We start from the raw sequence: 22829 nt of genomic DNA on the forward strand, positions 1-22829 counted from the left end.
CGTACAAGATTCGATCACCTCGCCGAACGCTTTTTTGCAGCCTTTGCAGAGGTTTTCCGGCTGCCCTTGGCCGACTTGGAAGCCGGCTTGGAGGCCTTGTTGGAGGCCTTGGCCGTCTTGCCGGCCTTCTTCGCCGCAGCTTTGGGAGCCTTCTTGGCGGCCTTTTTGCCGGTTTTGGCCGCCGTCTTCGCCGTCTTGCCAGCCTTTTTGGCTGGTGCGGCAGCCTTCACAGCCTTCTTGGCCACCTTTTTGGCGGCGGTCTTGTTGGCTCTGGCCGGCGCCTTGGCGCTGCGCTTGGCCGGGCTCGCCTTCTTGGCCGCCCGGCTGCCGCTGCTCTTGCCGACGGCGGCCAGGATCCGGCCGATTTCCTCGGTGACCTGCTCGATCGACATCATGCCGTCGACGGTCGCCAGCATCCGGTGGTCGGAATAATAGTGGATCAAGGGCTCGGTCTGCTCGCGATAGCTCGACAGCCGCTTGGTCAGGACCTCCGGCGTATCGTCCGCCCGGACAGCCTCGCCGCGCGCCTTCATTTCGGCCGCCCGGCGCTCGACGCGCTCCAGCAGCACGCCCTCGTTGACGCGCAGCTCGATGACCGCATCCAGCGTCATCTGCTTCTTCTTCAGGAGCTGGTCCAGCGCCTCGGCCTGCGGCACCGTGCGCGGGAAACCATCAAGGATGAAGCCGTTCTTGGCGTCGGGCTGCTCGATCCGGTCGGCAATGATGCCGACCACGACCTCGTCCGGCACCAGGCCGCCGGCGGCCATGATGTCCTTGGCCTTCAGCCCGATCGGCGTCTGTGCGGCCACGGCGGCGCGCAGCATGTCACCAGTCGAGAGCTGGACAATGCCGTACTGCTGGACCAGGCGCTGCGCCTGCGTCCCCTTGCCCGAACCGGGCGGTCCCAAAAGAATGAGTCTCATCGAATTCCGCCCCCCGGCACACGGTGGGCGACCCTCCCGCACACCTTGTTCTTGGCTTGTTGGTTCCCGGGCCGCGATCCGCCGCAATTAGCGGCGGCGCCCCCGCAACTTCGACTTCCTGATCAGGCCCTCATACTGATGGGCGAGCAGATAACCCTGAACCTGCGCCACGGTATCCATCGTAACGCTGACCACGATCAGAAGCGAAGTGCCACCAAAGTAGAACGGGACGGAAGCGTAGGAAATCAGAATTTCCGGGATTAGACACACGATCGCCAGATAGATGGCACCGATGACGGTGATCCGCGACAACACGTAATCGATGTATTCCGCGGTGCGCTCGCCGGGCCGAATGCCCGGGATGAAGCCGCCATGCTTCTTCAGGTTGTCCGCGGTCTCGGTCGGGTTGAACACGATCGCGGTGTAGAAGAAGGCGAAGAACAGGATCAGCGCCAGATACAGCACCAGGAACAGCGGCCGGCCATGGCCGAGCTGGGTGGTGATCCATTGGAACCACTCCCACCCCGAGCCCTTGCCGACGTTGAAATTGGCGAAAGTGGCCGGCAGCAGCAGCAGCGACGAGGCGAAGATCGGCGGGATGACGCCGGACGTGTTCAGCTTCAGCGGCAGATGCGAGGACTGGCCCTCGAACATCTTGTTGCCGACCTGGCGCTTCGGATACTGGATCAGGAGGCGGCGCTGGGCACGCTCCATGAACACGATGAAGGCGATCACGGCGACCGCCATCACGATGACGACCAGGATCAGGCCGGTCGACAGCGCGCCCTGGCGGCCGAGCTCGAGCATGTTGGCGAGCGCCGAGGGCAGCTCCGCCACGATGCCGGACAGGATGATCAGCGAGATGCCGTTGCCGATGCCGCGCGAGGTGATCTGCTCGCCCAGCCACATCAGGAACATAGTGCCGCCGGTCAGCGTGATCGCGGTCGACAGGCGGAAGAACAGGCCGGGATCGGCGACGACATTGCCGGCGCCCTCGAGGCCGACGGCGATGCCGTAGGACTGCACGGCGGCCAGGATCACCGTCAGATAGCGGGTGTACTGGTTCAGCATCTTGCGGCCCGCCTCGCCCTCCTTCTTGAGGGCTTCGAGCTGCGGTGACACCGTGGTCAGGAGCTGGATGATGATCGATGCCGAGATGTACGGCATGATGTTCAGCGCGAAGATCGCCATGCGGTGGATGCCGCCGCCGGCGAACATGTTGAACATGCCGAGGATGCCGCCGGACTGGCTACGGAACACCGAATCCCAGATGTTCGGGTCGATGCCGGGCAGCGGAATATAGGTGCCGAGGCGGTAGACCAGCAGCGCGCCGAGGGTGAACCAGATGCGCTTCTTCAGCTCATCGGCTTTTGCAAGCGCGCCGAAATTGAGGTTTGCCGCAAGTTGTTCCGCTGCTGAGGCCATATCTAGCTTTCTCCCGCCGCCCGTTCTTGACCGCATCAGCCCCGCGAGGGCTCGCGGGGCTTGGGCAGACGTCGGATATTATCTGGTACGCGAACGCGTTCTGTCCATTGCCCTGCCCTCTTCGGCGCAAGCCGGCCGCAGGGCAATGACGCAGAAGTTACGCCGCTTCGCCTTCATCCTTGGCGGGCGCCAGGATCTTGACGGTGCCGCCGGCCTTCTCGACCGCCGCGATCGCCGACTTCGAGGCGCCATACACCTCGATGTTGATCTTGGCCTTGAGCTCGCCGCGGCCAAGCAGACGCACGCCGTCCTTGGAGCGGCGCAGCGCGCCCGACTTCACCAGCGCCTCGGCGTTGATCACGCTGCCGGCGTCCAGCTTCTTGGCATCGATCGCCTGCTGGATCCGGTCGAGATTGATCTCGACGAAATCGAGCGCGAAGATGTTGTTGAAGCCGCGCTTCGGCAGACGGCGATGCATCGGCATCTGACCGCCTTCGAAGCCCTTGATGCGCACGCCGGAGCGCGCGGTCTGGCCCTTGCCGCCACGGCCGGACGTCTTGCCCTTGCCGGAGCCGATGCCGCGGCCGACGCGCATGCGCTTTTTGCGCGCGCCGGCGTTGTCGGCGATATCGCTGAGCTTCATCGCCCTTCTCCTTACTTCTCGTCGACGATGCGGACGAGATGATGAACCTTCGTGATCATGCCGCGGACCGCCGGCGTATCCGCCAGCTCGGTCACGCGGCCGATCTTGTTGAGCTTCAACCCGATCAGCGTCTCGCGCTGCGAGTGATGCCGGCGGATCGGGCTGCCGATCTGCTCGATCTTGATCGTCTTGGCGTCAGCCATTGTCCTCACTCCGAGATGCGCCTGCCAAAGGCGGCGCGCGTTCGTTAGTCGGCGGCTGCCTCGGCATCGCCACCGACGCGGCGGGCCTGCAGGGTCGACACCTTGATGTTGCGGCGGGCAGCGACCGAGCGCGGGCTGTCCTGATGCTTCAGCGCGTTGAAGGTCGCGCGCACCATGTTGTACGGGTTGGACGAGCCGATCGACTTCGCCACCACGTCCTGGATGCCCAGCGTCTCGAACACGGCGCGCATCGGGCCGCCGGCGATGATGCCGGTACCGGCCGGAGCGGCACGCAGATAGACGCGGCCCGCACCGTGACGACCGAAGATGTCGTGGTGCAGGGTGCGGCCCTCGCGCAGCGCGACGCGGGTCAAATTGCGCTTGGCGGAGTCGGTCGCCTTGCGGATCGCCTCCGGCACTTCGCGCGCCTTGCCGTGGCCGAAGCCGACCCGGCCCTTCTGATCGCCGATCACGACGAGCGCCGCAAAGCCGAAGCGCTTACCGCCCTTCACGACCTTCGCGACTCGGTTGATGTGGACGAGCTTGTCGACGAACTCGCTGTCGCGCTCCTCACGCTCCTTGCGATCGCGACCGCCTCGTTCCCGTTCACCTGCCATGGTGCTATCCAATCTTCTGTGGGGCTCTCGCGCCCAAATCCGTTGATATTAGAAGCTCAGCCCGCTCTCGCGCGCCGCGTCGGCCAGCGCCTTGACGCGACCATGATAGAGATAGCCGCCGCGATCGAACACGACTTCCTTGATCCCGGCCTTCACCGCGCGCTCGGCGAGCAGCTTGCCCACCGCCTTGGCTGCATCGATGTCGGCACCGGTGTTGCCGGCCGCGCGCATCTCCTTCTCCATCGACGACGCCGAGGCGAGCGTCTCGCCCTTCTGGTCGTCGATGACCTGAGCGTAGATGTGCTTCGACGAACGGAACACCGACAGACGCGGACGGCCGCCGGCGGAGCGGCGCAGCGACAGCCTCACACGCTGCTTGCGCCGGGCATTCGTAACCTTTGCTCTCGACATGTCCGGCTCCGTTACTTCTTCTTGCCTTCCTTGCGGAAGATGAATTCACCCGCGTACTTCACACCCTTGCCCTTGTAGGGCTCCGGCGGACGGTAGGCGCGGATTTCGGCGGCCACCTGGCCGACGCGCTGCGGGTCGATGCCCGTGATCGTGATCTCGGTCGGCTTCGGCACGGCGATCGTGATGCCTTCCGGGATCTGGTAGACGACGTCGTGGCTGTAGCCGAGCGCGAGCTGCAGGTTCTTGCCCTGCATCGCGGCGCGGTAGCCGACGCCGGTGATCTCGAGCTTCTTCTCGAAGCCCTTGGTGACGCCCTCGACCAGGTTGGCGATCTGGGCGCGCGCGGTGCCGTAGAGCGAACGGGCGCGCTTGGTCTCGGAGCGCGGAGCGACCTTGACCTGGCCGTTCTCGAACTTCACCTCGACGTCGTCATGGACGAGGAACTGAAGCTGGCCCTTCGGCCCCTTCATCTTGACGGTCTGTCCGTCGACGGTAGCGGTCACACCGGACGGCACCGTCACAGGCTTCTTGCCAATACGTGACATGGCTCAATCCTTCTTAGAACACCGTGAAGAGAACTTCACCGCCGACATTCGCGTCACGCGCGCTATGGTCGGCCATGATTCCCTTCGGCGTCGACAAAACAGAAATTCCGAGCCCGTTGTTCACGCGCGGCAGGTTCTTCACCGAGGTGTAGACGCGCCGGCCGGGCTTGGAGACGCGCTCGATCTCGCGGATCACGGGCTCGCCGTCGAAATACTTCAGCTCGATCTCGATCTCGCTGCGGCCGGACGGATGCTCCAGCGTGGCATAGCCACGGATGTAGCCTTCGGACTTCAGCACTTCGAGCACGCTGGCGCGCATCTTCGAGCCGGGGGTCGTGACCTTCGACTTCGAACGCATCTGCGCGTTGCGGATGCGGGTGATCAGATCGCTGATGGGATCGTGCGTTGACATGTTCGACCCTCCTTACCAGCTCGACTTCACGAGGCCCGGAACCAGGCCCTTGGAGCCGAGCTCGCGCAGCGCGATGCGGCTCAGCTTGTTCTTGCGGTAGTTCGACCGCGGGCGGCCCGTCAGCTCGCACCGGTTGCGGATGCGGGTCGTCGACGAGTTGCGCGGCATTTCCGCGAGCTTCAGGGTCGCGGCGAAGCGCTCCTCCATCGGCTTTTCCTTGTCGGCGATGATCGCCTTCAACCGGGCGCGCTTCGGAGCGGCGTTCTTCGCCATCTTCTTGCGCCGGTTGTTCTTCTCGACTGAACTCTTCTTTGCCATGCTTGGCTCCTGGGTATCCGCGTTTGAGAAGCTAGAAGTCAGCTGCTCACTGCCGGAACGGGAAATTGAATGCGGTCAGAAGGGCACGGGCCTCGTCGTCGGTCGTCGCGGTGGTGCACACCGTGATGTCCATGCCCCAGCTCTCCCCGGCCTTGTCGAAGTCGATCTCGGGGAAAATGATGTGCTCCTTGATGCCGAGCGAGTAGTTGCCGCGGCCGTCGAAGCTCTTCGGGTTCAGGCCGCGGAAGTCGCGGACGCGCGGCAGCGCGACGTTGATCAGGCGGTCGATGAACTCGTACATCTTGGCCTTGCGCAGCGTGACCTTGCAGCCGATCGGCTGGTTCTCACGCAGCTTGAAGGTCGCGATGGCGACGCGCGAATAGGTCACGACGGCCTTCTGACCGGCGATCAGCGACAGGTCGGCCGCAGCCGTCTCCGCCTTCTTGCGGTCGTTGACGGCCTCGCCGATGCCCATGTTCAGCACGACCTTGTCGAGCCGCGGCACCTGCATGACGTTGGCGTAGCCGAACTTCTCGGTCAGCGCGCTCTTGATCTTGCGGTCGTATTCCGTGCGGAGGCGCGGGGTGTAAGCGGTCTCAGCCATCGATCTCAACTCCCGAGCTCTTGGCAACGCGGACCTTCTTGCCGTCCGCCTGAATCTTGAATCCGATGCGCGTCGGCTTGCCGTCCTTGCCGACGTAGGCGACGTTCGACAGGTTGATGGGGGCTTCCTTGGTGATGATGCCGCCCTCCTGGTTCTGCGTCTGCTTCTGGTGACGCTTCACCAGGTTGATGCCGCGCACCAGCGCCGTGCCGGCGTCGGGACGCACCTCGAACACCTCGCCGGTGCGACCCTTGTCGCGGCCGGTCAGGACGATCACCTTGTCGCCCTTGCGGATCTTGGCAGCCATCACAGCACCTCCGGCGCGAGCGAAATGATCTTCATGTGGTTCTTGGCGCGCAGCTCGCGCGGCACCGGCCCGAAGATACGGGTGCCGACCGGCTCGGACTGGTTGTTGATCAGGACGGCCGCGTTTCGGTCGAAGCGGATCACCGAGCCGTCGGCGCGGCGGATGTCCTTGCGGACGCGCACCACGACGGCCTTCATGACGTCGCCCTTCTTCACCTTGCCACGCGGAATGGCTTCCTTGATCGACACCACGATGATGTCGCCGACGGTGGCATAGCGGCGCTTCGAGCCACCCAGCACCTTGATACACATAACACGGCGTGCGCCGGAATTATCGGCCACGTCGAGGTTGGTCTGCATCTGAATCATTGATGCACCTCGTCCTCTTCATATGCTGCGCAGGAAAGCTGCGCCTTTTCTGATCCCGAAAGCGAAACCGGCCCCTTCAATCAGGGCCGCGTCGCGCGACTCAGGCGGTTTTCTTATGCTCGCCGCGGACCACCGTCCAGCGCTTGAGCTTCGAGATCGGCTTGCTCTCCTCGATCCAGACCATGTCGCCCGGCTTGAACTCGTTGTTCTCGTCGTGGGCGTGGTAGTTCTTCGAGCGGCGGATCGTCTTCTTGTAAATCGGGTGGGTGAAGCGCCGGTCGACGCGCACGACCACCGTCTTGGCCTGCTTGTCGCTGACGACAACGCCCTGGAGGGTCCGTTTCGGCATGTCGAGCCTCTTACTTCGTCTTGGCGCGCTGCTGCGCGGCGATGGTCTTGATACGGGCGATGTCGCGGCGCGCCTCACGCAGGCGGGCGGTGTTCTCGAGCTGCCCGGTGGCGCGCTGAAAACGCAGGTTGAAGCGCTCCTTCTTCAGATTGACGATCGCATCGTCCATCTGGTCGGGGCTCATCGCGCGAATGTCGGCAATCTTCATCTCGGCCATGACCATTACTCCGCAATGCGTTCGACGAAGCGAGTCTTGATCGGCAGCTTGGCAGCGGCCAGCGTCAGCGCCTCGCGCGCGATCTGGTTGCTGACGCCGTCGATCTCGAACATCACCCGGCCCGGCTTGACGCGGGCCACCCACAATTCCGGCGAACCCTTGCCGGAGCCCATGCGGACTTCGGCCGGCTTCTTCGACACCGGCAGATCGGGGAACACCCGGATCCAGACGCGGCCGGCACGCTTCATGTGACGAGTCAGCGCACGACGGGCGGCCTCGATCTGGCGCGCGGTGACGCGATCCGGCTCCATCGCCTTCAGCCCGAACTGGCCGAAGGCCAGCGTCGCGCCCGAGGACGCAACGCCGTGGATACGGCCCTTATGCGCCTTTCGGAACTTGGTCTTCTTTGGTTGCATCATGGCTTTGAGCCCTCAAACCTGTCTTGTCGCGGCTGATCGATCAGGCCGCGTCGCGGCGCGAACGCGGCGACGGGCTTTCGCCACCGCCCTCGTTCATCCGCTTGTCCTGTGCCATCGGATCGTGCTCGAGGATCTCGCCCTTGAAGATCCAGACCTTCACGCCGCAGGTGCCGAAGGTCGTGAACGCGGTGGCCACACCGTAGTCGATGTCGGCGCGCAGCGTGTGCAGCGGCACCCGGCCCTCACGATACCACTCCATGCGGGCGATTTCCGCGCCGCCCAGACGGCCCGAGCAGTTGATGCGGATGCCCTCGGCGCCGAGGCGCATCGCCGACTGAACGGCGCGCTTCATGGCGCGGCGGAACGCGACGCGGCGCTCAAGCTGCTGCGCGATCGATTCGGCGACCAGCGTGGCATCGAGCTCCGGCTTGCGGATCTCGACGATGTTGATGACGACGTCCGACGAGGTGATGTCGGCGACGCGCTTGCGCAGCTTGTCGATGTCGGCGCCCTTCTTGCCGATCACGACGCCCGGACGGGCCGAGTGGATCGTGACGCGGCACTTCTTGTGCGGACGCTCGATCACGATGCGGGCGACGGCCGCCTGCTTGAGCTCCTTGTGCAGGATCTCGCGGATCTTGACGTCTTCATGCAGCAGCTTGCCGTACTCGGCCTTGCCGGCGAACCAGCGCGAATCCCAGGTCCGGTTGATGCCGAGACGCAGACCGATCGGATTGATCTTTTGACCCATCGTATTCTCCCAGCGCCCGGTTTAAGCGCTCGCCTCGACCTGACGAACAATGATCGTCAGCTGCGAAAACGGTTTGAAAACTCGGCCCGAACGGCCACGGCCGCGCGGCGAGAAACGCTTCATCACGATTCCCTTGCCGACGAAAGCCTGGGTGACGACCAGATCGTCGACCTCGAGCTCGTGGTTGTTCTCGGCGTTGGCGATCGCCGATTCCAGGCACTTCTTGACGTCGACCGCAATCCGCTTGCGCGAGAACTGCAGGTCGGCGAGGGCTGCCGACGCCTTGCGGCCGCGGATCATCTGCGCCACCAGGTTCAGCTTCTGCGGACTCACCCGAAGCATCCGGGCCACAGCCTTGGCCTCGTTGTCGGGGAGGCTCCGTTCGCGCTTTGGTTTGCTCATCGCTTAATCCTCAAGCCTTCTTGGCTTTCTTATCGCCCGAATGGCCGTGGAAAGTGCGGGTCGGCGAGAACTCGCCGAACTTGTGGCCAACCATTTCCTCGTTGACCGCGACCGGCACGTGCTTCTGGCCGTTGTAGACGCCGAACGTCAGGCCGACGAACTGCGGCAGGATGGTCGAGCGGCGGCTCCAGATCTTGATGACGTCGTGACGGCCGGACGCGCGCGCCGCATCTGCCTTCTTGAGCAGCGACGCCTCGACGAACGGGCCTTTCCAGACTGAACGAACCATGTCCGTCGTTCCTTACTTCTTCCGCTTGTGGCGGCTCAAGAGAATGAATTTGTCGGTCGACTTGTTGGTGCGGGTCTTCTTGCCCTTGGTGGGCTTGCCCCAAGGAGTGACCGGGTGACGACCGCCCGAGGTACGGCCTTCGCCGCCGCCGTGCGGATGGTCGATCGGGTTCATCGCGACACCGCGGTTGTGCGGGCGGCGGCCCATCCAACGCTTGCGGCCGGCCTTGCCGATCGAGGTGTTCATGTGGTCCGGGTTCGACACCGCACCGATGGTGCCGCGGCAACGGCCATGCACCAGGCGCTGCTCGCCCGAGTTCAGGCGGACGATCACGTAGTCCTGGTCGCGGCCGACGATCTGGGCGTAGGTGCCGGCCGAACGCGCGAGTTGGCCGCCCTTCCCGATCTTGACCTCGATGTTGTGCACGATCGTGCCGACCGGCATGTTGCCGAGCGGCATGACGTTGCCCGGCTTCACGTCGACATAGTTGCCGGCGACGATGGTGTCGCCGACGGCCAGGCGCTGCGGCGCCAGGATGTAGGCGAGCTCGCCGTCCTGGTACTTGACCAGGGCGATGAAGGCGGTGCGGTTCGGATCGTACTCCAGGCGCTCGACGGTCGCCGGAACGTCGACCTTGTCGCGCTTGAAGTCGACCGTGCGGTACGACTGCTTGTGGCCGCCGCCGAGGAAGCGAACCGTGATGCGGCCGGTGTTGTTACGACCGCCGCTCGACAGCTTGCCTTCGGTCAGCGACTTGACCGGCTTGCCCTTGTACAGGGCCGAACGATCGACCATGACCAGCTGGCGCTGGCCCGGCGTCGTGGGGTTGAATGTCTTCAGTGCCATGGCAGCTCAGCCTTACAGTCCGGTGGTCACGTCGATGCGGTGGCCCTCTTCGAGGGTCACGATCGCGCGCTTGCTGTCCGATTGCGAACCGAAATTGCCGCGGAACACCTTGGTCTTGCCCTTGCGGACGAGCGTATTCACGCTCCGGACCTTGACGTCGAACAGCTTCTCGATCGCTTCCTTGATCTGCGGCTTGGTCGCCTTGGCGGCCACCTTGAACAGAACCTTATTCTGCTCCGAGGCAAAGGTCGCCTTCTCGGTCACGACCGGCGCGATGATGATGTCGTAGTGGCGCGGATCGATGGTCTTCATTTGAAGCGCGCCTCCAGCGCATCGATCGCCGCCTTGGTCAGCACGAGCTTCTGACGGCGCAGGATGTCGTAGACGTTGATGCCCTGGATCGGCAGCACGTCCAGGTTCGGGATGTTGCGGGCCGCAGCGGCGAAGCCGTTGTGCAGCTCGGCGCCGTCGATGATCAGCGCGTTGGTCAGGCCGAGACCCGAGAAATGGCCGATCAATGCCTTGGTCTTCGCCGCCTCGAGGGTGGCGTTCTCCAAGACGACGAGATCACCGTCCTTGGCCTTGGCCGACAGCGCATGCTTCAGGGCGAGCGCACGGACCTTCTTCGGCAGGTCGGTCGCATGCGAGCGCACGACCGGACCGAAGGCGCGGCCACCGCCACGGAACTGCGGCACGCGGGCCGAGCCGTGACGAGCACCACCGGTGCCCTTCTGCTTGTACATCTTCTTGCCGGTGCGCCAGATCTCAGCGCGGCCCTTGGCCTTGTGGGTGCCGGCCTGGCGCTTGTTGAGCTGCCACTGGACGCAGCGCTGGATGATGTCAGCGCGCGGCTCCAGACCGAAGATGGCGTCGGACAGCTGGACGGATCCGGCTTCCTTGCCCTCGAGCGTGGTGACTTTCAGTTCCATTTATGCGCCCTCCTGCACGGCCGGCGCTTCGGCAGCCTGCTCACCCGCGACCTTGAACTTGCCGGGCTTCGGCGCCTCCTTCGGCAGCGGCTTCTTCACGGCGTCGCGCACCGAGATCCAGCCCCCCTTGGAGCCGGGCACCGCGCCTTCGACCAGGATCAGGCCGCGCTCGACGTCCGTCTGCACCACACGCAGGTTCAGCGTGGTGATGCGATCGACACCCATGTGACCGGGCATCTTCTTGTTCTTCCAGGTCTTGCCGGGGTCCTGCCGGCCACCGGTCGAACCGATCGAACGGTGCGAGATCGACACACCGTGCGTGGCGCGCAGACCGCCGAAGTTCCAGCGCTTCATACCGCCGGCGAAGCCCTTACCGACCGAGGTGCCGGTGACGTCGACGAACTGGCCGACGACGAAGTGGTCGGCCTGGATCTCGGCGCCGACCGGGATCAGCGAGTCCTCGCTGACACGGAACTCGGCGAGCTTGCGCTTCGGCTCGACCTTGGCGACCGCGAACTGGCCGCGCTCCGCCTTCGGCATGTAGACCGTCTTGCGGCTGCCGCTGCCGAGCTGCAGCGCGACGTAGCCGTTCTTCTCGGTGGTACGGTGACCGACCACCTGGCAATTGCCGAGCTTCAGCACGGTCACGGGGATATGTTCGCCGGTCTCCGTGAAGACCCGCGTCATCCCGACCTTTTGTGCGATCACTCCGGAGCGCATCGGCGTGCTTCCTGTTCTTCTCTATGTCCGCGAAAAGGCGAACGTGAATCCAAAAACTTAGAGCTTGATCTCGACGTCGACACCGGCGGCCAGATCGAGCTTCATGAGAGCATCGACGGTCTGCGGGGTCGGATCGACGATGTCGAGGAGACGCTTGTGGGTGCGCATCTCGAACTGCTCGCGGCTCTTCTTGTCAACGTGCGGCGAACGGTTGACGGTGAACTTCTCGATGCGGGTCGGCAGCGGAATGGGTCCGCGAACCTGCGCGCCGGTCCGCTTCGCCGTGTTGACGATCTCGCGCGTCGACGTATCGAGGATGCGATGGTCAAACGCCTTGAGACGGATGCGGATATTTTGGCCGTTCATTGCCGTATCTTTCTGTGAGTAGTGAGTGGCGAGTAGCGAACGGCGAATGGATCACCATTCGCCACCCGCCATTCCCTATTCGTGTTGTTACTCGATGATCGAGGCGACGACGCCGGCGCCGACGGTGCGGCCGCCTTCACGGATGGCGAAGCGCAGCTTCTCTTCCATCGCGATCGGCACGATCAGGTGCACTTCCATCGCGATGTTGTCGCCCGGCATCACCATCTCGGTGCCTTCCGGCAGGTGAACGACGCCGGTCACGTCGGTCGTGCGGAAGTAGAACTGCGGACGATAGTTGGTGAAGAACGGGGTGTGACGGCCGCCCTCTTCCTTGGTGAGGATGTACGCCTCAGCCTTGAACTTGGTGTGCGGCTTGACCGAACCCGGCTTGCAGAGAACCTGGCCGCGCTCGACGTCCTCGCGCTTGGTGCCGCGGAGCAGCGCACCGATGTTGTCGCCAGCCTGGCCCTGATCGAGCAGCTTGCGGAACATTTCGACGCCGGTGACGGTGGTCTTCTGGGTGGCGCGGATACCGACGATCTCGATTTCCTCACCGACCTTGATGATGCCGCGCTCGACACGACCGGTCACCACGGTGCCGCGGCCCGAGATCGAGAACACGTCTTCGACCGGCATCAGGAAGGGCTGGTCGATCGGACGCTCCGGCTGCGGAATGTACTCGTCGACATTGCGCATCAGCTCGAGGATGGCGTCGTGGCCGAGCTTCTTGTCCGAATCTTCGAGAGCGGCAAGCGCCGAGCCCTTGATGATCGGGATCTTGTCGCCCGGGAATTCGTACTTCGAGAGCAGCTCGCGAACCTCGAGCTCGACCAGCTCGAGCAGCTCCGGATCGTCGACCATGTCGCACTTGTTGAGGAACACGACCAGCGCGGGAACGCCGACCTGGCGGGCGAGCAGGATGTGCTCGCGGGTCTGCGGCATCGGGCCGTCGGCGGCCGACACGACCAGAATCGCGCCGTCCATCTGCGCAGCGCCGGTGATCATGTTCTTCACGTAGTCGGCGTGGCCGGGGCAGTCGACGTGCGCGTAGTGGCGGTTCTTGGTCTCGTACTCGACGTGCGCGGTCGAGATGGTGATGCCGCGGGCCTTCTCTTCCGGCGCCTTGTCGATCTGGTCGTAGGCAGTGAACGTCGCACCGCCCGTCTCGGCCAGGATCTTGGTGATTGCAGCGGTCAGCGAGGTCTTGCCGTGGTCGACGTGACCGATGGTGCCGATGTTGCAGTGGGGCTTGTTACGTTCAAACTTAGCTTTGGCCATTTGACTCTCCGTTCAGTCGCTAACTTGAGCTCGCGACAATCAGGCAAACTTCTTCTGGACTTCAGCCGACACGTTGGCCGGCGCTTCAGCGTAGTGCGAGAACTGCATCGTGAAGGTCGCGCGACCCTGGCTCATCGAGCGCAGGTTATTCACGTAACCGAACATGTTCATGAGCGGCACCATCGCGTTGATGACGTTGGCGTTGCCGCGCATGTCCTGGCCCTGGATCTGGCCACGACGCGAGTTGAGGTCGCCGATGACCGAGCCGGTGTAGTCTTCCGGGGTCACGACTTCGACCTTCATGATCGGCTCGAGCAGAACCGACTTGCCCTTCTGCAGCGCCTCGCGGAAAGCCGCGCGGGAGGCGATTTCGAAGGCCAGTGCCGACGAGTCGACGTCGTGATACTTGCCGTCGACCAGCGCCACCTTGACGTCGACCACGGGGAAGCCCGCGACCACGCCTGCGCCGAGCACGCTCTCGATGCCCTTTTCGACGCCGGGGATGTATTCCTTCGGAACCGCACCGCCGACGATCTTGGACTCGAACACGTAGCCGCCGCCCGGCTCGTTCGGCTCGACCACGAGGCTCACGGCCGCGAACTGGCCGGTGCCGCCGGTCTGCTTTTTGTGGGTGTAGTCCACATTGGCCGGCTTGGTGATGCGCTCACGGAACGCCACCTGCGGCGCGCCGATGTTCGCATCGACCTTGTAGGTGCGCTTCAGGATGTCGACCTTGATGTCGAGATGGAGCTCGCCCATGCCCTTGAGGATGGTCTGGCCCGACTCGTGATCGGTCGACACGCGGAAGGACGGATCCTCCGCGGCGAGCTTCGCCAGCGCGATGCCCAGCTTCTCCTGGTCGGCCTTCGACTTCGGCTCGATCGCGATCTCGATGACCGGCTCCGGGAATTCCATCTTTTCCAGGATCACCTGGTTATTCGGGTCGCACAGCGTGTCACCGGTGCGGGCTTCCTTGAGGCCGGCGAGAGCGACGATGTCGCCCGCATAGGCTTCCTTGATGTCCTCGCGGTTGTTCGCATGCATCAGCAGCATGCGGCCGATGCGCTCCTTCTTCTCGCGGGTCGAGTTCACGACGCCGGTGCCCGAGGTCAGGATGCCCGAATAGATGCGGCAGAAGGTGATGGTGCCGACGAACGGGTCGTCCATGATCTTGAACGCCAGCAGCGACAGCGGCTCCTTGTCGTCCGCCTTGCGCACGACCTCGTTGCCCTTGTCGTCGGTGCCCTTGATCGCGGGAACGTCGAGCGGCGACGGCAGATAGTCGACGACGGCGTCGAGCAGCGGCTGCACGCCCTTGTTCTTGAACGCCGAGCCGCACAGCACCGGATAGAACGCGCCCGAGAGCACGGCCTTGCGGATGAGACGCTTGAGGGTCGCCTCGTCCGGCTCGGTGCCTTCGAGATAGGCCGACATGGCGTCGTCGTCGAGCTCGACGGCGGCTTCCACCAGCTTCTCGCGATATTCCTTGGCCTGGTCGGCGAGGTCAGCAGGGATCTCGACATAGTCGAACTTCGCGCCGAGCGACTCGTCGTTCCAGACGATCGCCTTCATGGTCACGAGGTCGACGCAGCCCTTGAAGTTGTTCTCGGCGCCGATCGGCAGCTGGATCGCAACCGGCTTCGCGCCCAGGCGGTCGACGATGTCGGCCAGGCACTTGAAGAAGTCGGCACCGGTCTTGTCCATCTTGTTGGCGAAGACGATGCGCGGCACCTTGTACTTGTCGCCCTGGCGCCAGACGGTCTCGGTCTGCGGCTCGACGCCCTGGTTGGAGTCGAGCACGCACACGGCGCCGTCGAGCACGCGGAGCGAACGCTCGACCTCGATGGTGAAGTCGACGTGGCCGGGGGTGTCGATGATGTTCAGGCGCTTGCCGTTCCAGAACGCGGTGGTGGCAGCGGAAGTGATCGTGATGCCACGCTCCTGCTCCTGCTCCATCCAGTCCATCGTCGCGGCACCTTCGTGCACTTCGCCGATCTTGTGGCTCTTGCCGGTGTAATACAGGATGCGCTCGGTCGTCGTCGTCTTACCGGCGTCGATATGCGCCATGATACCGAAGTTACGATAGTCTTCGATGGCGTGTTGGCGGGGCATGGATCTGTTCCCTGATTTCCGTTCGGGCCGCTGTTACCAGCGGTAGTGCGAGAAGGCGCGGTTGGCTTCCGCCATCCGGTGCACGTCTTCACGCTTCTTCACGGCGTTACCCCGGTTGTTCGAGGCATCGAGCAGTTCCGCCGAAAGCCGCTCGGTCATGGTCTTCTCGTTGCGGTCGCGAGCGGCCGAGATCAGCCAGCGGATGCCCAGCGCCTGACGTCGGGTCGAGCGGACTTCGACGGGCACCTGGTAGGTCGCACCACCGACGCGGCGCGAACGCACTTCGATCGTCGGCATGACGTTTTCCAGCGCCTGCTCGAACACCGTGAGCGGGCTCTGCTTGGTCTTGGCCTCGATGATGCCGAACGCACCGTAGACGATTCCTTCGGCGACCGACTTCTTGCCGGCGTACATCACCGAGTTCATGAACTTGGTGACGATGATGTTCCCGAACTTCGGATCCGGAAGCACTTCACGCTTTTCGGCTGAATGGCGACGCGACATCTGATCTGTTCCCGCTTCTCTCGAACGTCTTAGTTAAGCGACTTACTTGGGCCGCTTCGCGCCGTACTTCGAACGACGCTGCTTACGGTTCTTGACGCCCTGGGTATCCAGCACGCCGCGGAGGATGTGGTAGCGCACGCCCGGCAAGTCCTTGACGCGGCCACCGCGGATCATGACCACCGAGTGCTCCTGCAGGTTATGGCCTTCACCCGGGATGTAGCCGATCACCTCGAAGCCGTTGGTCAGGCGCACCTTGGCAACCTTACGAAGCGCCGAGTTCGGCTTCTTCGGGGTCGTGGTGTAGACGCGCGTGCAAACACCACGCTTCTGCGGCGACTGCTGCAGCGCCGGCACCTTCTTGCGCGACTTCTGCACTTCGCGCGGATTTGCGATCAGCTGGTTGATCGTCGGCATCTTGGCCTTCACCCTTCTCAACGTTCACACGGAAACCACCAGGGATTTCCGCAAATTCTGTTTGAGGTTCCCCGCCTCACCGGGCCGCCCAGCGCGACGAAAATCCGCGCAAAACGAAATCGCGCCAACCATTCATCGCTGAACGGAAAGCGCTTGACGCCACAGAGGACCGCGATCACCCTCCCCCAGCTTGCGCTGGCGGCGGCCTACCGAGGTCATGCATCCGAAATTGGTCTCAAGAGAACGAGCTCGAGAGATCTAAAATCGTTCTGGCATTGCCTAGCTATGATCGACAGCGTTTGAGCGGCATTCGTCGAGGTTGGTGCCCATTCTGCCCTGTAAGGGGCGGTCCGGGTGATCCGTACCGACGCTGGCGAAGCTCACCGCCTGTCGTTGAGTGCGCGCCTTTTATAAGCGGTAAATACCCAAGTCAAGCAAAACGACGCCGCAGGACGCGCAATCAAGACGTTTCCGTGTCGGTGTCGGGTGCCGACAGACCGGTGCGAGGCAGCCAAACCGGAGGAGCTGACCTATTCATTCAAGCTGCCACATCAAGTCCCTGACTAGATTGGAGATTAGGGTGCCGTAGGGTGGGCAAAGCGGCCGCCGGAGGCGGTCGCGTGCCCACCATCTCGCCACAGAGCCTGCCGCCCGACGGTGGGCACGGCGCCACCACTCTCACCGGGCGGGCATGCAGCACGGCAGCGCCTTTGCCCACCCTACTGCCTCCCGATGCTCCGTTCACCCTCCGCAACAATCTGAAACAGGGCGGCTAAGGCTTTGTTCGGCTTTAGGGGCCAAGGATGAGGCTTCGACGAGGCCTCTCATGCCCCACTATACCGACATCGCGATCATCGGCGGCGGGCTGGCCGGCTCGATCACGGCAGCCATGCTCGGCCGCGCCGGCATTGCGGCGATTCTCGTCGATCCCCACGAGGTTTACCCGCCGGACTTCCGAATCGAGAAGATCTCAGGCGCGGAGCAGATCGGGCGGTTCCGTCGCACGGGCGCTTCGGACAAGGCGCTGCATCGGGCGACCCTGGCGGCCGAGAACTGGATCGCCCGATTCGGCTACGTCCTCGACAAGGCGCCGGTCCATCAATACGGCATCCTGTACGATGCGCTGGTGGCGGCCGTGCGCGAGGAGATCCCGGCGTCGGTCCTGCGAATCGTGGCCAAGGCAGTGGCGATCACGCCGAGCGACGATCGCCAATCGGTCGTGCTCTCCAACGGCGAGACGATCTCCGCCCGGCTGGTCGTGCTCGCCAATGGGCTGAACGTCGGCCTGCGGCATCAGCTGGGAATCACCCGGACGATCACGAGCGTCGCCCATTCGATCTCGGTCGGTTTCGACCTGGAGCCGGTCGGCCGTGCCACCTTCCCTTTCCCCGCCATGACCTATTTCCAGGAACGGGCGAGCGCCCGCGTCCCCTACGTCACCCTGTTTCCGATTGGCGACCGCATGCGAGCGAATCTCTTCGCCTATCGCCCGGTCGACGATCCCTGGCTGCGGGCGGTCCGGCGCAACCCGGCAGAGACCCTGGCGGCCGCCCTGCCCGGCCTCCGGCGGATCACCGGCGATTACGCCGTCAGCGGCGAGGTCAAGGTCCGGCCGGCGGATCTGACCGTCAATAGCGGCATCCGGATGCCGGGCGTGGTGCTGGTCGGAGACGCCTTTTGCACCACCTGCCCGGTGACGGGTACGGGCTCCGACAAGGTGTTCACGGATGTCGAGCGCCTGTGCAACGTGCACATCCCGCGCTGGCTAGCCACCGACGGGATGAGCGAAGGCAAGATCGCCGCGTTCTACGACGATCCGGTCAAGATCGCCTGCGATGCGTGGTCGCTCGACAAGGCCTGGCGCTTCCGCGAAGTTTCGATCGGCACCGGCCCGTATTGGCTGGCGCAGCGCTGGGCGCGGTTTGCAGTCTCACTGGGCCGTGGCGGGCGGCACCGGCTGGCGAGCGCACCACGCGAAGCTTATTCGTCCTCGTCGTCGTCCTCGTCATCCTCGAAGTCGTCGTCCTCGTCATCGTCGGTGTCGTCGTCCGCCTGAGCGACCCGGCTCGGCTGATGGCCCTGGTCGTCCCAGAGCTTGCGATAGGTGCCGTTCTTGGCCAGCAGCTCGGCGTGGCTGCCGCGCTCGATGGCGCGGCCGCCGGAGATGACGATGATCTCGTCCATCTCGACCACCGAGGTCAGGCGGTGGGTCGACCAGATCATGGTGCGGCCCTTGGAGACCTTGAGCAGCGTGCGGTTGATCGCGGCTTCCGTGGTCTGGTCGAGCGCCGACGTCGCTTCATCCAGCAGCAGCACGGAGGGATTGCGGATGATGGCGCGGGCGATCGCGATGCGTTGGCGCTGGCCGCCCGACAGGGTGTCGCCGCGCTCGCCGACCAGGGTGTCGTATTTCTGCGGCAGGCTCATGATGTAGCGGTGGATCTCGGCCTTCTTGGCCGCCTCCTCCACCTCCTCGTCGGTCGCGCCCTCCTTGCCGAGCCGGATGTTCTCGCGGAGCGACATGTTGAACAGCATGTTCTCCTGGAACACGACGGCCATGCTGCCGCGGAGCGAATCGCGCGTGACCTTCCGAATGTCGACACCGTCGATGGTGACCCGGCCCTCGTCCGGCACGTAGAGCCGCAGGATCAGATTAAGCAGCGTGCTCTTGCCGGATCCGGAAGGGCCGACGATGGCGATGCGCTTGCCGACATCGAGCTTGAGGCTGAGATTGTCCAGCACCGGGGTCTGGCTGCCCTCGTACTGGAAGCTGACGCGCTCGAAGGTGATGTCATGGCTGATGCGCGGCAGGTCCGGCGCGCCCGGCCGGTCGGCGCCACGCGTCGGTTCGTCCAGCAGCTCCTGCATGTGACGGATCGCGGCGGCGGAGGAGATCGAGACCGGGACGAAGTGCATGACATGGGCGATATTGTAGGACACCTCCCAGAACGCGCTCTCGAAGGTGACGAAGGTGCCGACCGTGATCTGGCCCTTGGTCGCGAGATAGGCGCCGATCGCGAGCACCACCAAATGCAGCAGCAGCACCGCGATGGTCACGGTGCGCTCGACCATGGTCGAGAGGAACATCGCGTCAGCGATCTTCCTCCGCGCCTCGTCATTGCGGAAGGTGAACCAGCCGAACACCTTGCGATGCAGGCTGAAGGCCTTGATCACCGCCTGCGCTGCGATGTTCTCCTGGATGACACCGAGCAGCGAGGCCTCGTTGAGCTTCTGCTCGTAATTGGCCTGCACCGCCTTGGGCGTCAGGATGCGCGGGCCGATCAGGGTGATCGGGAACACCAGCAGCGCAATCGCGGCGAGCTGCCAGTTGAGGAACAGCATCAGGATGATGCCGGCGATGAGCTCGAGCAGCGGCAGCGCGGCGCTGTTGGCGAAGGTCTTCACCACGCCCTCGAACGCCGACATGTCGACCGAGAAGCGCGACAGGATCTCGCCGCGCTTGGTGCGCTGGAAATACGCCGCCGGCAGGTTCTGCACGTGGTCGAACAGCCGGCTGCGGACGTCGGAGATGATGCAGGCCGCCAGCCGCGCGTCCCAGCGCTCGTACAGCACGGCGACGATCGAGGTGAAGATGCCGGCGACCGCGAGCACGCCGAGGATGCGGTAGAGCGCCTCGAAATCCTCCTCGCCGAGCGCGTCGTCGATCAGGAACTTGAGGCTGAGCGGCATGATGACGTTGAACAGCGTCTCGATCAGCACGCCGATCGTGACGAAGGCCAGCATCTTCTTGTATTTGCCGAGCAGCGGCGAGACGAAGCCGTAGATCGTGGCGAGCGCGCCGGCGGCCTCGCGGGCCGTATAGACGACCAGGTCCTCGTCGTCGTCATCGCCGTCGAGATCGAGGCCGGCCTCGTCGCCGTCCTCCTCGTCCTCATCATCCTCGTCGTTGATCGGCGCCTTGTCGCTCGCCAATGGCTTGGCCGTTCCGGCTTTCGGAACCGCAGAGCCGGCCTTGGCCGCGGCCCGCTTGTCCAGCTCATCAGCAGGTTCGGCTGCCGACCTGGACTTGGGATCTCCCGGCACTGATGATTTGGGCGACATTCAACGAACCGGTCCTGCACGGCCAGCATGACCGTAACGGATGAAAGCGGCTCGGCTTTATCATCTGCGAAAGTCGGCCGCCAGCATTCTCGCGACACGGCGCCGCACCCTGGCCGACCACGGCCCGGCCCTGTCGCGCAATCGGCACAGTCGGCGACTTTTCAGCCCGGCCGATGCGCCAGTCCACGGCATGCCGGCCGGTGCTAGTCCTCGTCGTCCTCGACCTTGTCGAAGAACGAGTAGCGCAGGCTGTCGGCGTCGGCATACCACTGGCCGGGACCCTTGTTGGCGGCCAGGGTCGCCGCCCACACCTCGTCGGTGCAGTCGCGCCTGTGCATCGCCAGATCGAAGCCGTTGCCGAAAAACAGCTCCGACCACTCCCACCAGGTGCCGAGCTTCTTCACCCCGCGCAGCAGGTCGTAGCGGTCGACCAGCGCCGGCGCCATGTCCGAGGTGATCGAGCCGAACACGAGGCCGGTCTTGACCACGCGGTTGAGCTCGCGAATCGCGCGCGCGACCTGCTTGTCGCCGAGATGGCAGAGGCTGGTCTCAAATACGAAATCGAACTCGCCGCGCTTGAACGGCAGGTCGGCGATCGAGCCGAGCTTGTTGTATTTCTTGAGCGCCTTCGGTGTCTTGCCGTGGATGTAGCGGTTGTTCTCGATGCCCCAGGCATCGATGCCGCGGTCACGCAGCGCACCGACCAGTTCGCCGCTCGCGGAGCCGGCGACGAGCAGCTTGTAGCCTTTGCCCTTGCTCTTGTTCCAGACGATCTTGATCAGGCTGAGCAGGTAGTCGGGATCGGTGAACCGCGACCACGCTTCGCTGTACGGCCCCTGCCCGCGATAATTGTCGAAATAGTCGCGGTCGATCTTGTCTGACAGCGGCTTCTCCGCCTGCGACCTGGCGCGGCGCAGCCGCATCATCTCGGTCAGGATGATGTCGGTCGCGGCATCCGAGGAATCGAGCAGCCCGTTGAGGGTCGAATCGAACAGATAGTCGCCGACGACCACGATCCCCGGATGCTCCTTCGGCTCGGGGCGATGATTGGTCATGACGTCGCGCACCGGCAGGCCGCCGGGCAGCGCGTTGACCGACGACAGCCAGCGATGGATCTTGCCTTCCATGAAATGCGCCCTGGAATCGCCGAGCGCCGCCGGCAGCGACTTCAGCGCGGCATCGATCAGTTCCTGGTCCGACAGGTTGGCGAAGGCCAGCGCGTCGGAACCTGCGATCAGCCAGTTCAGCACGCCGTGCTTGCCGACGTCGTGGCGCGAGCCCTCGTTGTAGATGCAGCAGCCGCCGAAGGCTTCCGACATGAACCAGGAGCCCGGGATCTTGTCGCCCCAGAACGGGGAATCGAACAGGATCGAGACGCGCAGGTAGTGCGCGGGGCGATCGAAATAGGCGACGTGCTTGACCATCGACTGGCGCAGCTTCTCGCCGTCCCAGCCGACCGTCGACAGCCAGGAATGCGGCAGGCAGACCAGCACGAGATCGAACTCGCGCGTCTCCGGGCCCTTGCCGTTCATCATGTTGAGGCGGTAGCGGCCCTGCTCGGTCTTGCCGATGCGCAGCACACGATGATTGAGCTGGATGTCGGCATCGACCTCGGAGCGGAGGCACTCGATCAGCTGCTCATTGCCGTTCTGGATCGAATACAGACCGATGTAGTCGTCGATATCCATCACGAAGTTCTTGAGCGCGTTGAGGCCGTTGGTGTTGTGGGCCTCGGTCGCGATGTCGGAACGCGACATCACCTTGAAGAAGCGCTTGGCGGTGGGATCCTCGACCTCCTCGTCGAGCAGCTCCTCGCAGGTCTTGTAGGCCCAGGGATGCTCGTTGTCGTGGGCGCCGACACCCTCGTAATATTCGACCGGCGACATCACCTCCGAGCAGCGCTTGCGGAACGCTTCGACGGCCGCCGCGGTCTTCGGCCCGTATTTGCGGCGCAGGCCGGGAACGTCGTCGAGCAGCTCGCCGTCGAGTTGCACCTGCAGCGCGTCCATCGGGATCGTCTGCAAACCGAAATGCTGGATCAGCTCACGCAGCGGATCGGGGCCGGTCATCGAGTAGTCGTAGATCTCGGCTACACCGGCTTCATACATCGCCGGCGCGCTGTCGAACTTGCGCGTGACGATCTTGCCGCCGAGCCGGTCCGATGCCTCGAAGATCGTCACCTTGCAGAGATCGCCGAGCTTCCGCCTGAGATACCAGGCGCTCATCAGGCCGCCCGGACCGCCACCAACAATCGCAAGGTCAAGCATCGAAGTTCCGCCATCTCCGGCTGTCTGCAGCAGCGCCGGTCGTCCGTGTCACGGGTCCTGCCACCCTCGGGGCTCGATCGGCCATAGCCTACCCGGCCCGCACAGGGTTTGCGCCGGAGCAAATCGGC

General features: G+C 64.2%; 30 protein-coding genes. 1 reads left to right on the forward strand and 29 read right to left on the reverse strand.

Annotation, left to right across the window (positions count from 1 at the left end; all coding sequences use genetic code 11):
• Positions 1-14: 14 nt before the first annotated feature.
• The 27 genes from ACQR1Y_RS01855 to rpsL all read right to left on the reverse strand — a co-directional run bounded on the left by ACQR1Y_RS01855 (position 15) and on the right by rpsL (position 16372).
• Complete coding sequence (locus ACQR1Y_RS01855) at positions 15-923, reverse strand: adenylate kinase (RefSeq protein ID WP_434858705.1); 909 nt, start codon at positions 921-923, stop codon at positions 15-17.
• 87 nt (positions 924-1010) lie between these two features.
• A complete protein-coding gene (secY, locus tag ACQR1Y_RS01860; RefSeq protein ID WP_434858704.1) occupies positions 1011-2348 on the reverse strand; it encodes a preprotein translocase subunit SecY in 1338 nt (445 codons plus the stop codon).
• Positions 2349-2505: 157 nt separating this feature from the next.
• A complete protein-coding gene (gene rplO, locus ACQR1Y_RS01865; protein ID WP_015667606.1) occupies positions 2506-2991 on the reverse strand; it encodes a 50S ribosomal protein L15 in 486 nt (161 codons plus the stop codon).
• A gap of 11 nt (positions 2992-3002) precedes the next feature.
• Entirely contained in the window at positions 3003-3194 is a 192-nt protein-coding gene (gene rpmD / locus ACQR1Y_RS01870; RefSeq protein ID WP_434858703.1) for a 50S ribosomal protein L30, read from the reverse strand.
• A gap of 44 nt (positions 3195-3238) precedes the next feature.
• Positions 3239-3811, reverse strand: a complete 573-nt coding sequence (gene rpsE, locus ACQR1Y_RS01875; RefSeq protein WP_006611855.1) for a 30S ribosomal protein S5 — start codon at positions 3809-3811, stop codon at positions 3239-3241.
• A gap of 48 nt (positions 3812-3859) precedes the next feature.
• Positions 3860-4222 carry a 50S ribosomal protein L18 gene (rplR, locus tag ACQR1Y_RS01880; RefSeq protein WP_008963474.1) on the reverse strand — a complete coding sequence of 121 codons (363 nt, stop codon included), beginning with the start codon at positions 4220-4222 and terminating at the stop codon, positions 3860-3862.
• 11 nt (positions 4223-4233) lie between these two features.
• Complete coding sequence (gene rplF / locus ACQR1Y_RS01885; protein ID WP_434878108.1) at positions 4234-4767, reverse strand: 50S ribosomal protein L6; 534 nt, start codon at positions 4765-4767, stop codon at positions 4234-4236.
• Between the two features lie 13 nt (positions 4768-4780).
• Positions 4781-5179 (reverse strand): 30S ribosomal protein S8, encoded by a 399-nt coding sequence (gene rpsH / locus ACQR1Y_RS01890; protein WP_012045037.1) that lies wholly within the window; start codon positions 5177-5179, stop codon positions 4781-4783.
• Between the two features lie 12 nt (positions 5180-5191).
• Complete coding sequence (rpsN, locus tag ACQR1Y_RS01895; protein WP_006611851.1) at positions 5192-5497, reverse strand: 30S ribosomal protein S14; 306 nt, start codon at positions 5495-5497, stop codon at positions 5192-5194.
• 46 nt (positions 5498-5543) lie between these two features.
• Positions 5544-6101, reverse strand: a complete 558-nt coding sequence (gene rplE, locus ACQR1Y_RS01900; protein WP_006611850.1) for a 50S ribosomal protein L5 — start codon at positions 6099-6101, stop codon at positions 5544-5546.
• Complete coding sequence (rplX, locus tag ACQR1Y_RS01905) at positions 6094-6408, reverse strand: 50S ribosomal protein L24 (protein WP_006611849.1); 315 nt, start codon at positions 6406-6408, stop codon at positions 6094-6096. Before rplX ends, rplE begins: the two co-directional genes overlap by 8 nt.
• Positions 6408-6776 (reverse strand): 50S ribosomal protein L14, encoded by a 369-nt coding sequence (gene rplN, locus ACQR1Y_RS01910; RefSeq protein ID WP_006611848.1) that lies wholly within the window; start codon positions 6774-6776, stop codon positions 6408-6410. The genes rplX and rplN overlap by 1 nt, the downstream gene beginning before the upstream one ends.
• A gap of 100 nt (positions 6777-6876) precedes the next feature.
• On the reverse strand, positions 6877-7125 hold the full coding sequence (gene rpsQ, locus ACQR1Y_RS01915) for a 30S ribosomal protein S17 (RefSeq protein ID WP_008963469.1): 249 nt from the start codon (positions 7123-7125) through the stop codon (positions 6877-6879).
• Positions 7126-7135: 10 nt separating this feature from the next.
• Positions 7136-7342 carry a 50S ribosomal protein L29 gene (gene rpmC / locus ACQR1Y_RS01920; protein ID WP_006611846.1) on the reverse strand — a complete coding sequence of 69 codons (207 nt, stop codon included), beginning with the start codon at positions 7340-7342 and terminating at the stop codon, positions 7136-7138.
• 5 nt (positions 7343-7347) lie between these two features.
• Positions 7348-7761, reverse strand: coding sequence for a 50S ribosomal protein L16 (gene rplP, locus ACQR1Y_RS01925; RefSeq protein ID WP_006611845.1), 414 nt, complete (start codon positions 7759-7761; stop codon positions 7348-7350).
• A 40-nt stretch (positions 7762-7801) separates the two neighbouring features.
• Complete coding sequence (rpsC, locus tag ACQR1Y_RS01930; protein WP_006611844.1) at positions 7802-8512, reverse strand: 30S ribosomal protein S3; 711 nt, start codon at positions 8510-8512, stop codon at positions 7802-7804.
• A gap of 21 nt (positions 8513-8533) precedes the next feature.
• Positions 8534-8914 carry a 50S ribosomal protein L22 gene (gene rplV / locus ACQR1Y_RS01935; RefSeq protein ID WP_015667616.1) on the reverse strand — a complete coding sequence of 127 codons (381 nt, stop codon included), beginning with the start codon at positions 8912-8914 and terminating at the stop codon, positions 8534-8536.
• A gap of 10 nt (positions 8915-8924) precedes the next feature.
• Complete coding sequence (rpsS, locus tag ACQR1Y_RS01940) at positions 8925-9203, reverse strand: 30S ribosomal protein S19 (RefSeq protein ID WP_008963465.1); 279 nt, start codon at positions 9201-9203, stop codon at positions 8925-8927.
• A 12-nt stretch (positions 9204-9215) separates the two neighbouring features.
• On the reverse strand, positions 9216-10049 hold the full coding sequence (rplB, locus tag ACQR1Y_RS01945) for a 50S ribosomal protein L2 (RefSeq protein ID WP_434878107.1): 834 nt from the start codon (positions 10047-10049) through the stop codon (positions 9216-9218).
• 12 nt (positions 10050-10061) lie between these two features.
• Entirely contained in the window at positions 10062-10361 is a 300-nt protein-coding gene (locus ACQR1Y_RS01950) for a 50S ribosomal protein L23 (RefSeq protein ID WP_008963463.1), read from the reverse strand.
• The gene (gene rplD / locus ACQR1Y_RS01955; RefSeq protein WP_006611839.1) at positions 10358-10978 is read right to left on the reverse strand and encodes a 50S ribosomal protein L4; all 621 of its coding nucleotides are present in this window, start codon (positions 10976-10978) and stop codon (positions 10358-10360) included. Before rplD ends, ACQR1Y_RS01950 begins: the two co-directional genes overlap by 4 nt.
• The gene (rplC, locus tag ACQR1Y_RS01960; RefSeq protein ID WP_006611838.1) at positions 10979-11698 is read right to left on the reverse strand and encodes a 50S ribosomal protein L3; all 720 of its coding nucleotides are present in this window, start codon (positions 11696-11698) and stop codon (positions 10979-10981) included.
• A gap of 57 nt (positions 11699-11755) precedes the next feature.
• Positions 11756-12064 (reverse strand): 30S ribosomal protein S10, encoded by a 309-nt coding sequence (gene rpsJ / locus ACQR1Y_RS01965; RefSeq protein ID WP_002712302.1) that lies wholly within the window; start codon positions 12062-12064, stop codon positions 11756-11758.
• A gap of 87 nt (positions 12065-12151) precedes the next feature.
• The gene (tuf, locus tag ACQR1Y_RS01970) at positions 12152-13342 is read right to left on the reverse strand and encodes an elongation factor Tu (RefSeq protein WP_434858699.1); all 1191 of its coding nucleotides are present in this window, start codon (positions 13340-13342) and stop codon (positions 12152-12154) included.
• A gap of 39 nt (positions 13343-13381) precedes the next feature.
• Positions 13382-15454 (reverse strand): elongation factor G, encoded by a 2073-nt coding sequence (gene fusA, locus ACQR1Y_RS01975; RefSeq protein ID WP_434858698.1) that lies wholly within the window; start codon positions 15452-15454, stop codon positions 13382-13384.
• A 33-nt stretch (positions 15455-15487) separates the two neighbouring features.
• Positions 15488-15958: a 30S ribosomal protein S7 gene (rpsG, locus tag ACQR1Y_RS01980; RefSeq protein WP_006611835.1), complete on the reverse strand. Its 471-nt coding sequence runs from the start codon at positions 15956-15958 to the stop codon at positions 15488-15490.
• Positions 15959-16000: 42 nt separating this feature from the next.
• Positions 16001-16372, reverse strand: coding sequence for a 30S ribosomal protein S12 (gene rpsL, locus ACQR1Y_RS01985; protein ID WP_006611834.1), 372 nt, complete (start codon positions 16370-16372; stop codon positions 16001-16003).
• Positions 16373-17198: 826 nt separating this feature from the next.
• Between rpsL and ACQR1Y_RS01990 the strand changes: the two genes are divergently transcribed.
• On the forward strand, positions 17199-18428 hold the full coding sequence (locus ACQR1Y_RS01990) for an FAD-dependent oxidoreductase (RefSeq protein WP_434878106.1): 1230 nt from the start codon (positions 17199-17201) through the stop codon (positions 18426-18428).
• On the opposite strand, the gene ACQR1Y_RS01995 is transcribed toward ACQR1Y_RS01990, so the two are convergent.
• Positions 18353-20434 carry an ABC transporter ATP-binding protein gene (locus tag ACQR1Y_RS01995; protein WP_434878105.1) on the reverse strand — a complete coding sequence of 694 codons (2082 nt, stop codon included), beginning with the start codon at positions 20432-20434 and terminating at the stop codon, positions 18353-18355. The two genes, ACQR1Y_RS01990 and ACQR1Y_RS01995, sit on opposite strands and share 76 nt — an antisense overlap.
• A 203-nt stretch (positions 20435-20637) precedes the next feature.
• Positions 20638-22701, reverse strand: coding sequence for an FAD-dependent oxidoreductase (locus tag ACQR1Y_RS02000; RefSeq protein ID WP_434878104.1), 2064 nt, complete (start codon positions 22699-22701; stop codon positions 20638-20640).
• Between the last annotated feature and the right edge of the window lie 128 nt (positions 22702-22829).

Source organism: Bradyrhizobium sp. HKCCYLRH3099, from assembly GCF_051167855.1.
In the GTDB taxonomy this organism is placed as follows: Bacteria; Pseudomonadota; Alphaproteobacteria; order Rhizobiales; family Xanthobacteraceae; genus Bradyrhizobium.

Bases quoted from the DNA above. Each gene is read 5' to 3' on its own strand.
- ACQR1Y_RS01855 (WP_434858705.1), bottom strand. From the start codon at position 923: ATGAGACTCATTCTTTTGGGACCGCCCGGTTCGGGCAAGGGGACGCAG.
- secY (WP_434858704.1), bottom strand. From the start codon at position 2,348: ATGGCCTCAGCAGCGGAACAACTTGCGGCAAACCTCAATTTCGGCGCG.
- rplO (WP_015667606.1), bottom strand. From the start codon at position 2,991: ATGAAGCTCAGCGATATCGCCGACAACGCCGGCGCGCGCAAAAAGCGC.
- rpmD (WP_434858703.1), bottom strand. From the start codon at position 3,194: ATGGCTGACGCCAAGACGATCAAGATCGAGCAGATCGGCAGCCCGATC.
- rpsE (WP_006611855.1), bottom strand. From the start codon at position 3,811: ATGGCAGGTGAACGGGAACGAGGCGGTCGCGATCGCAAGGAGCGTGAG.
- rplR (WP_008963474.1), bottom strand. From the start codon at position 4,222: ATGTCGAGAGCAAAGGTTACGAATGCCCGGCGCAAGCAGCGTGTGAGG.
- rplF (WP_434878108.1), bottom strand. From the start codon at position 4,767: ATGTCACGTATTGGCAAGAAGCCTGTGACGGTGCCGTCCGGTGTGACC.
- rpsH (WP_012045037.1), bottom strand. From the start codon at position 5,179: ATGTCAACGCACGATCCCATCAGCGATCTGATCACCCGCATCCGCAAC.
- rpsN (WP_006611851.1), bottom strand. From the start codon at position 5,497: ATGGCAAAGAAGAGTTCAGTCGAGAAGAACAACCGGCGCAAGAAGATG.
- rplE (WP_006611850.1), bottom strand. From the start codon at position 6,101: ATGGCTGAGACCGCTTACACCCCGCGCCTCCGCACGGAATACGACCGC.
- rplX (WP_006611849.1), bottom strand. From the start codon at position 6,408: ATGGCTGCCAAGATCCGCAAGGGCGACAAGGTGATCGTCCTGACCGGC.
- rplN (WP_006611848.1), bottom strand. From the start codon at position 6,776: ATGATTCAGATGCAGACCAACCTCGACGTGGCCGATAATTCCGGCGCA.
- rpsQ (WP_008963469.1), bottom strand. From the start codon at position 7,125: ATGCCGAAACGGACCCTCCAGGGCGTTGTCGTCAGCGACAAGCAGGCC.
- rpmC (WP_006611846.1), bottom strand. From the start codon at position 7,342: ATGGCCGAGATGAAGATTGCCGACATTCGCGCGATGAGCCCCGACCAG.
- rplP (WP_006611845.1), bottom strand. From the start codon at position 7,761: ATGATGCAACCAAAGAAGACCAAGTTCCGAAAGGCGCATAAGGGCCGT.
- rpsC (WP_006611844.1), bottom strand. From the start codon at position 8,512: ATGGGTCAAAAGATCAATCCGATCGGTCTGCGTCTCGGCATCAACCGG.
- rplV (WP_015667616.1), bottom strand. From the start codon at position 8,914: ATGAGCAAACCAAAGCGCGAACGGAGCCTCCCCGACAACGAGGCCAAG.
- rpsS (WP_008963465.1), bottom strand. From the start codon at position 9,203: ATGGTTCGTTCAGTCTGGAAAGGCCCGTTCGTCGAGGCGTCGCTGCTC.
- rplB (WP_434878107.1), bottom strand. From the start codon at position 10,049: ATGGCACTGAAGACATTCAACCCCACGACGCCGGGCCAGCGCCAGCTG.
- ACQR1Y_RS01950 (WP_008963463.1), bottom strand. From the start codon at position 10,361: ATGAAGACCATCGATCCGCGCCACTACGACATCATCATCGCGCCGGTC.
- rplD (WP_006611839.1), bottom strand. From the start codon at position 10,978: ATGGAACTGAAAGTCACCACGCTCGAGGGCAAGGAAGCCGGATCCGTC.
- rplC (WP_006611838.1), bottom strand. From the start codon at position 11,698: ATGCGCTCCGGAGTGATCGCACAAAAGGTCGGGATGACGCGGGTCTTC.
- rpsJ (WP_002712302.1), bottom strand. From the start codon at position 12,064: ATGAACGGCCAAAATATCCGCATCCGTCTCAAGGCGTTTGACCATCGC.
- tuf (WP_434858699.1), bottom strand. From the start codon at position 13,342: ATGGCCAAAGCTAAGTTTGAACGTAACAAGCCCCACTGCAACATCGGC.
- fusA (WP_434858698.1), bottom strand. From the start codon at position 15,454: ATGCCCCGCCAACACGCCATCGAAGACTATCGTAACTTCGGTATCATG.
- rpsG (WP_006611835.1), bottom strand. From the start codon at position 15,958: ATGTCGCGTCGCCATTCAGCCGAAAAGCGTGAAGTGCTTCCGGATCCG.
- rpsL (WP_006611834.1), bottom strand. From the start codon at position 16,372: ATGCCGACGATCAACCAGCTGATCGCAAATCCGCGCGAAGTGCAGAAG.
- ACQR1Y_RS01990 (WP_434878106.1), top strand. From the start codon at position 17,199: ATGCCCCACTATACCGACATCGCGATCATCGGCGGCGGGCTGGCCGGC.
- ACQR1Y_RS01995 (WP_434878105.1), bottom strand. From the start codon at position 20,434: ATGTCGCCCAAATCATCAGTGCCGGGAGATCCCAAGTCCAGGTCGGCA.
- ACQR1Y_RS02000 (WP_434878104.1), bottom strand. From the start codon at position 22,701: ATGCTTGACCTTGCGATTGTTGGTGGCGGTCCGGGCGGCCTGATGAGC.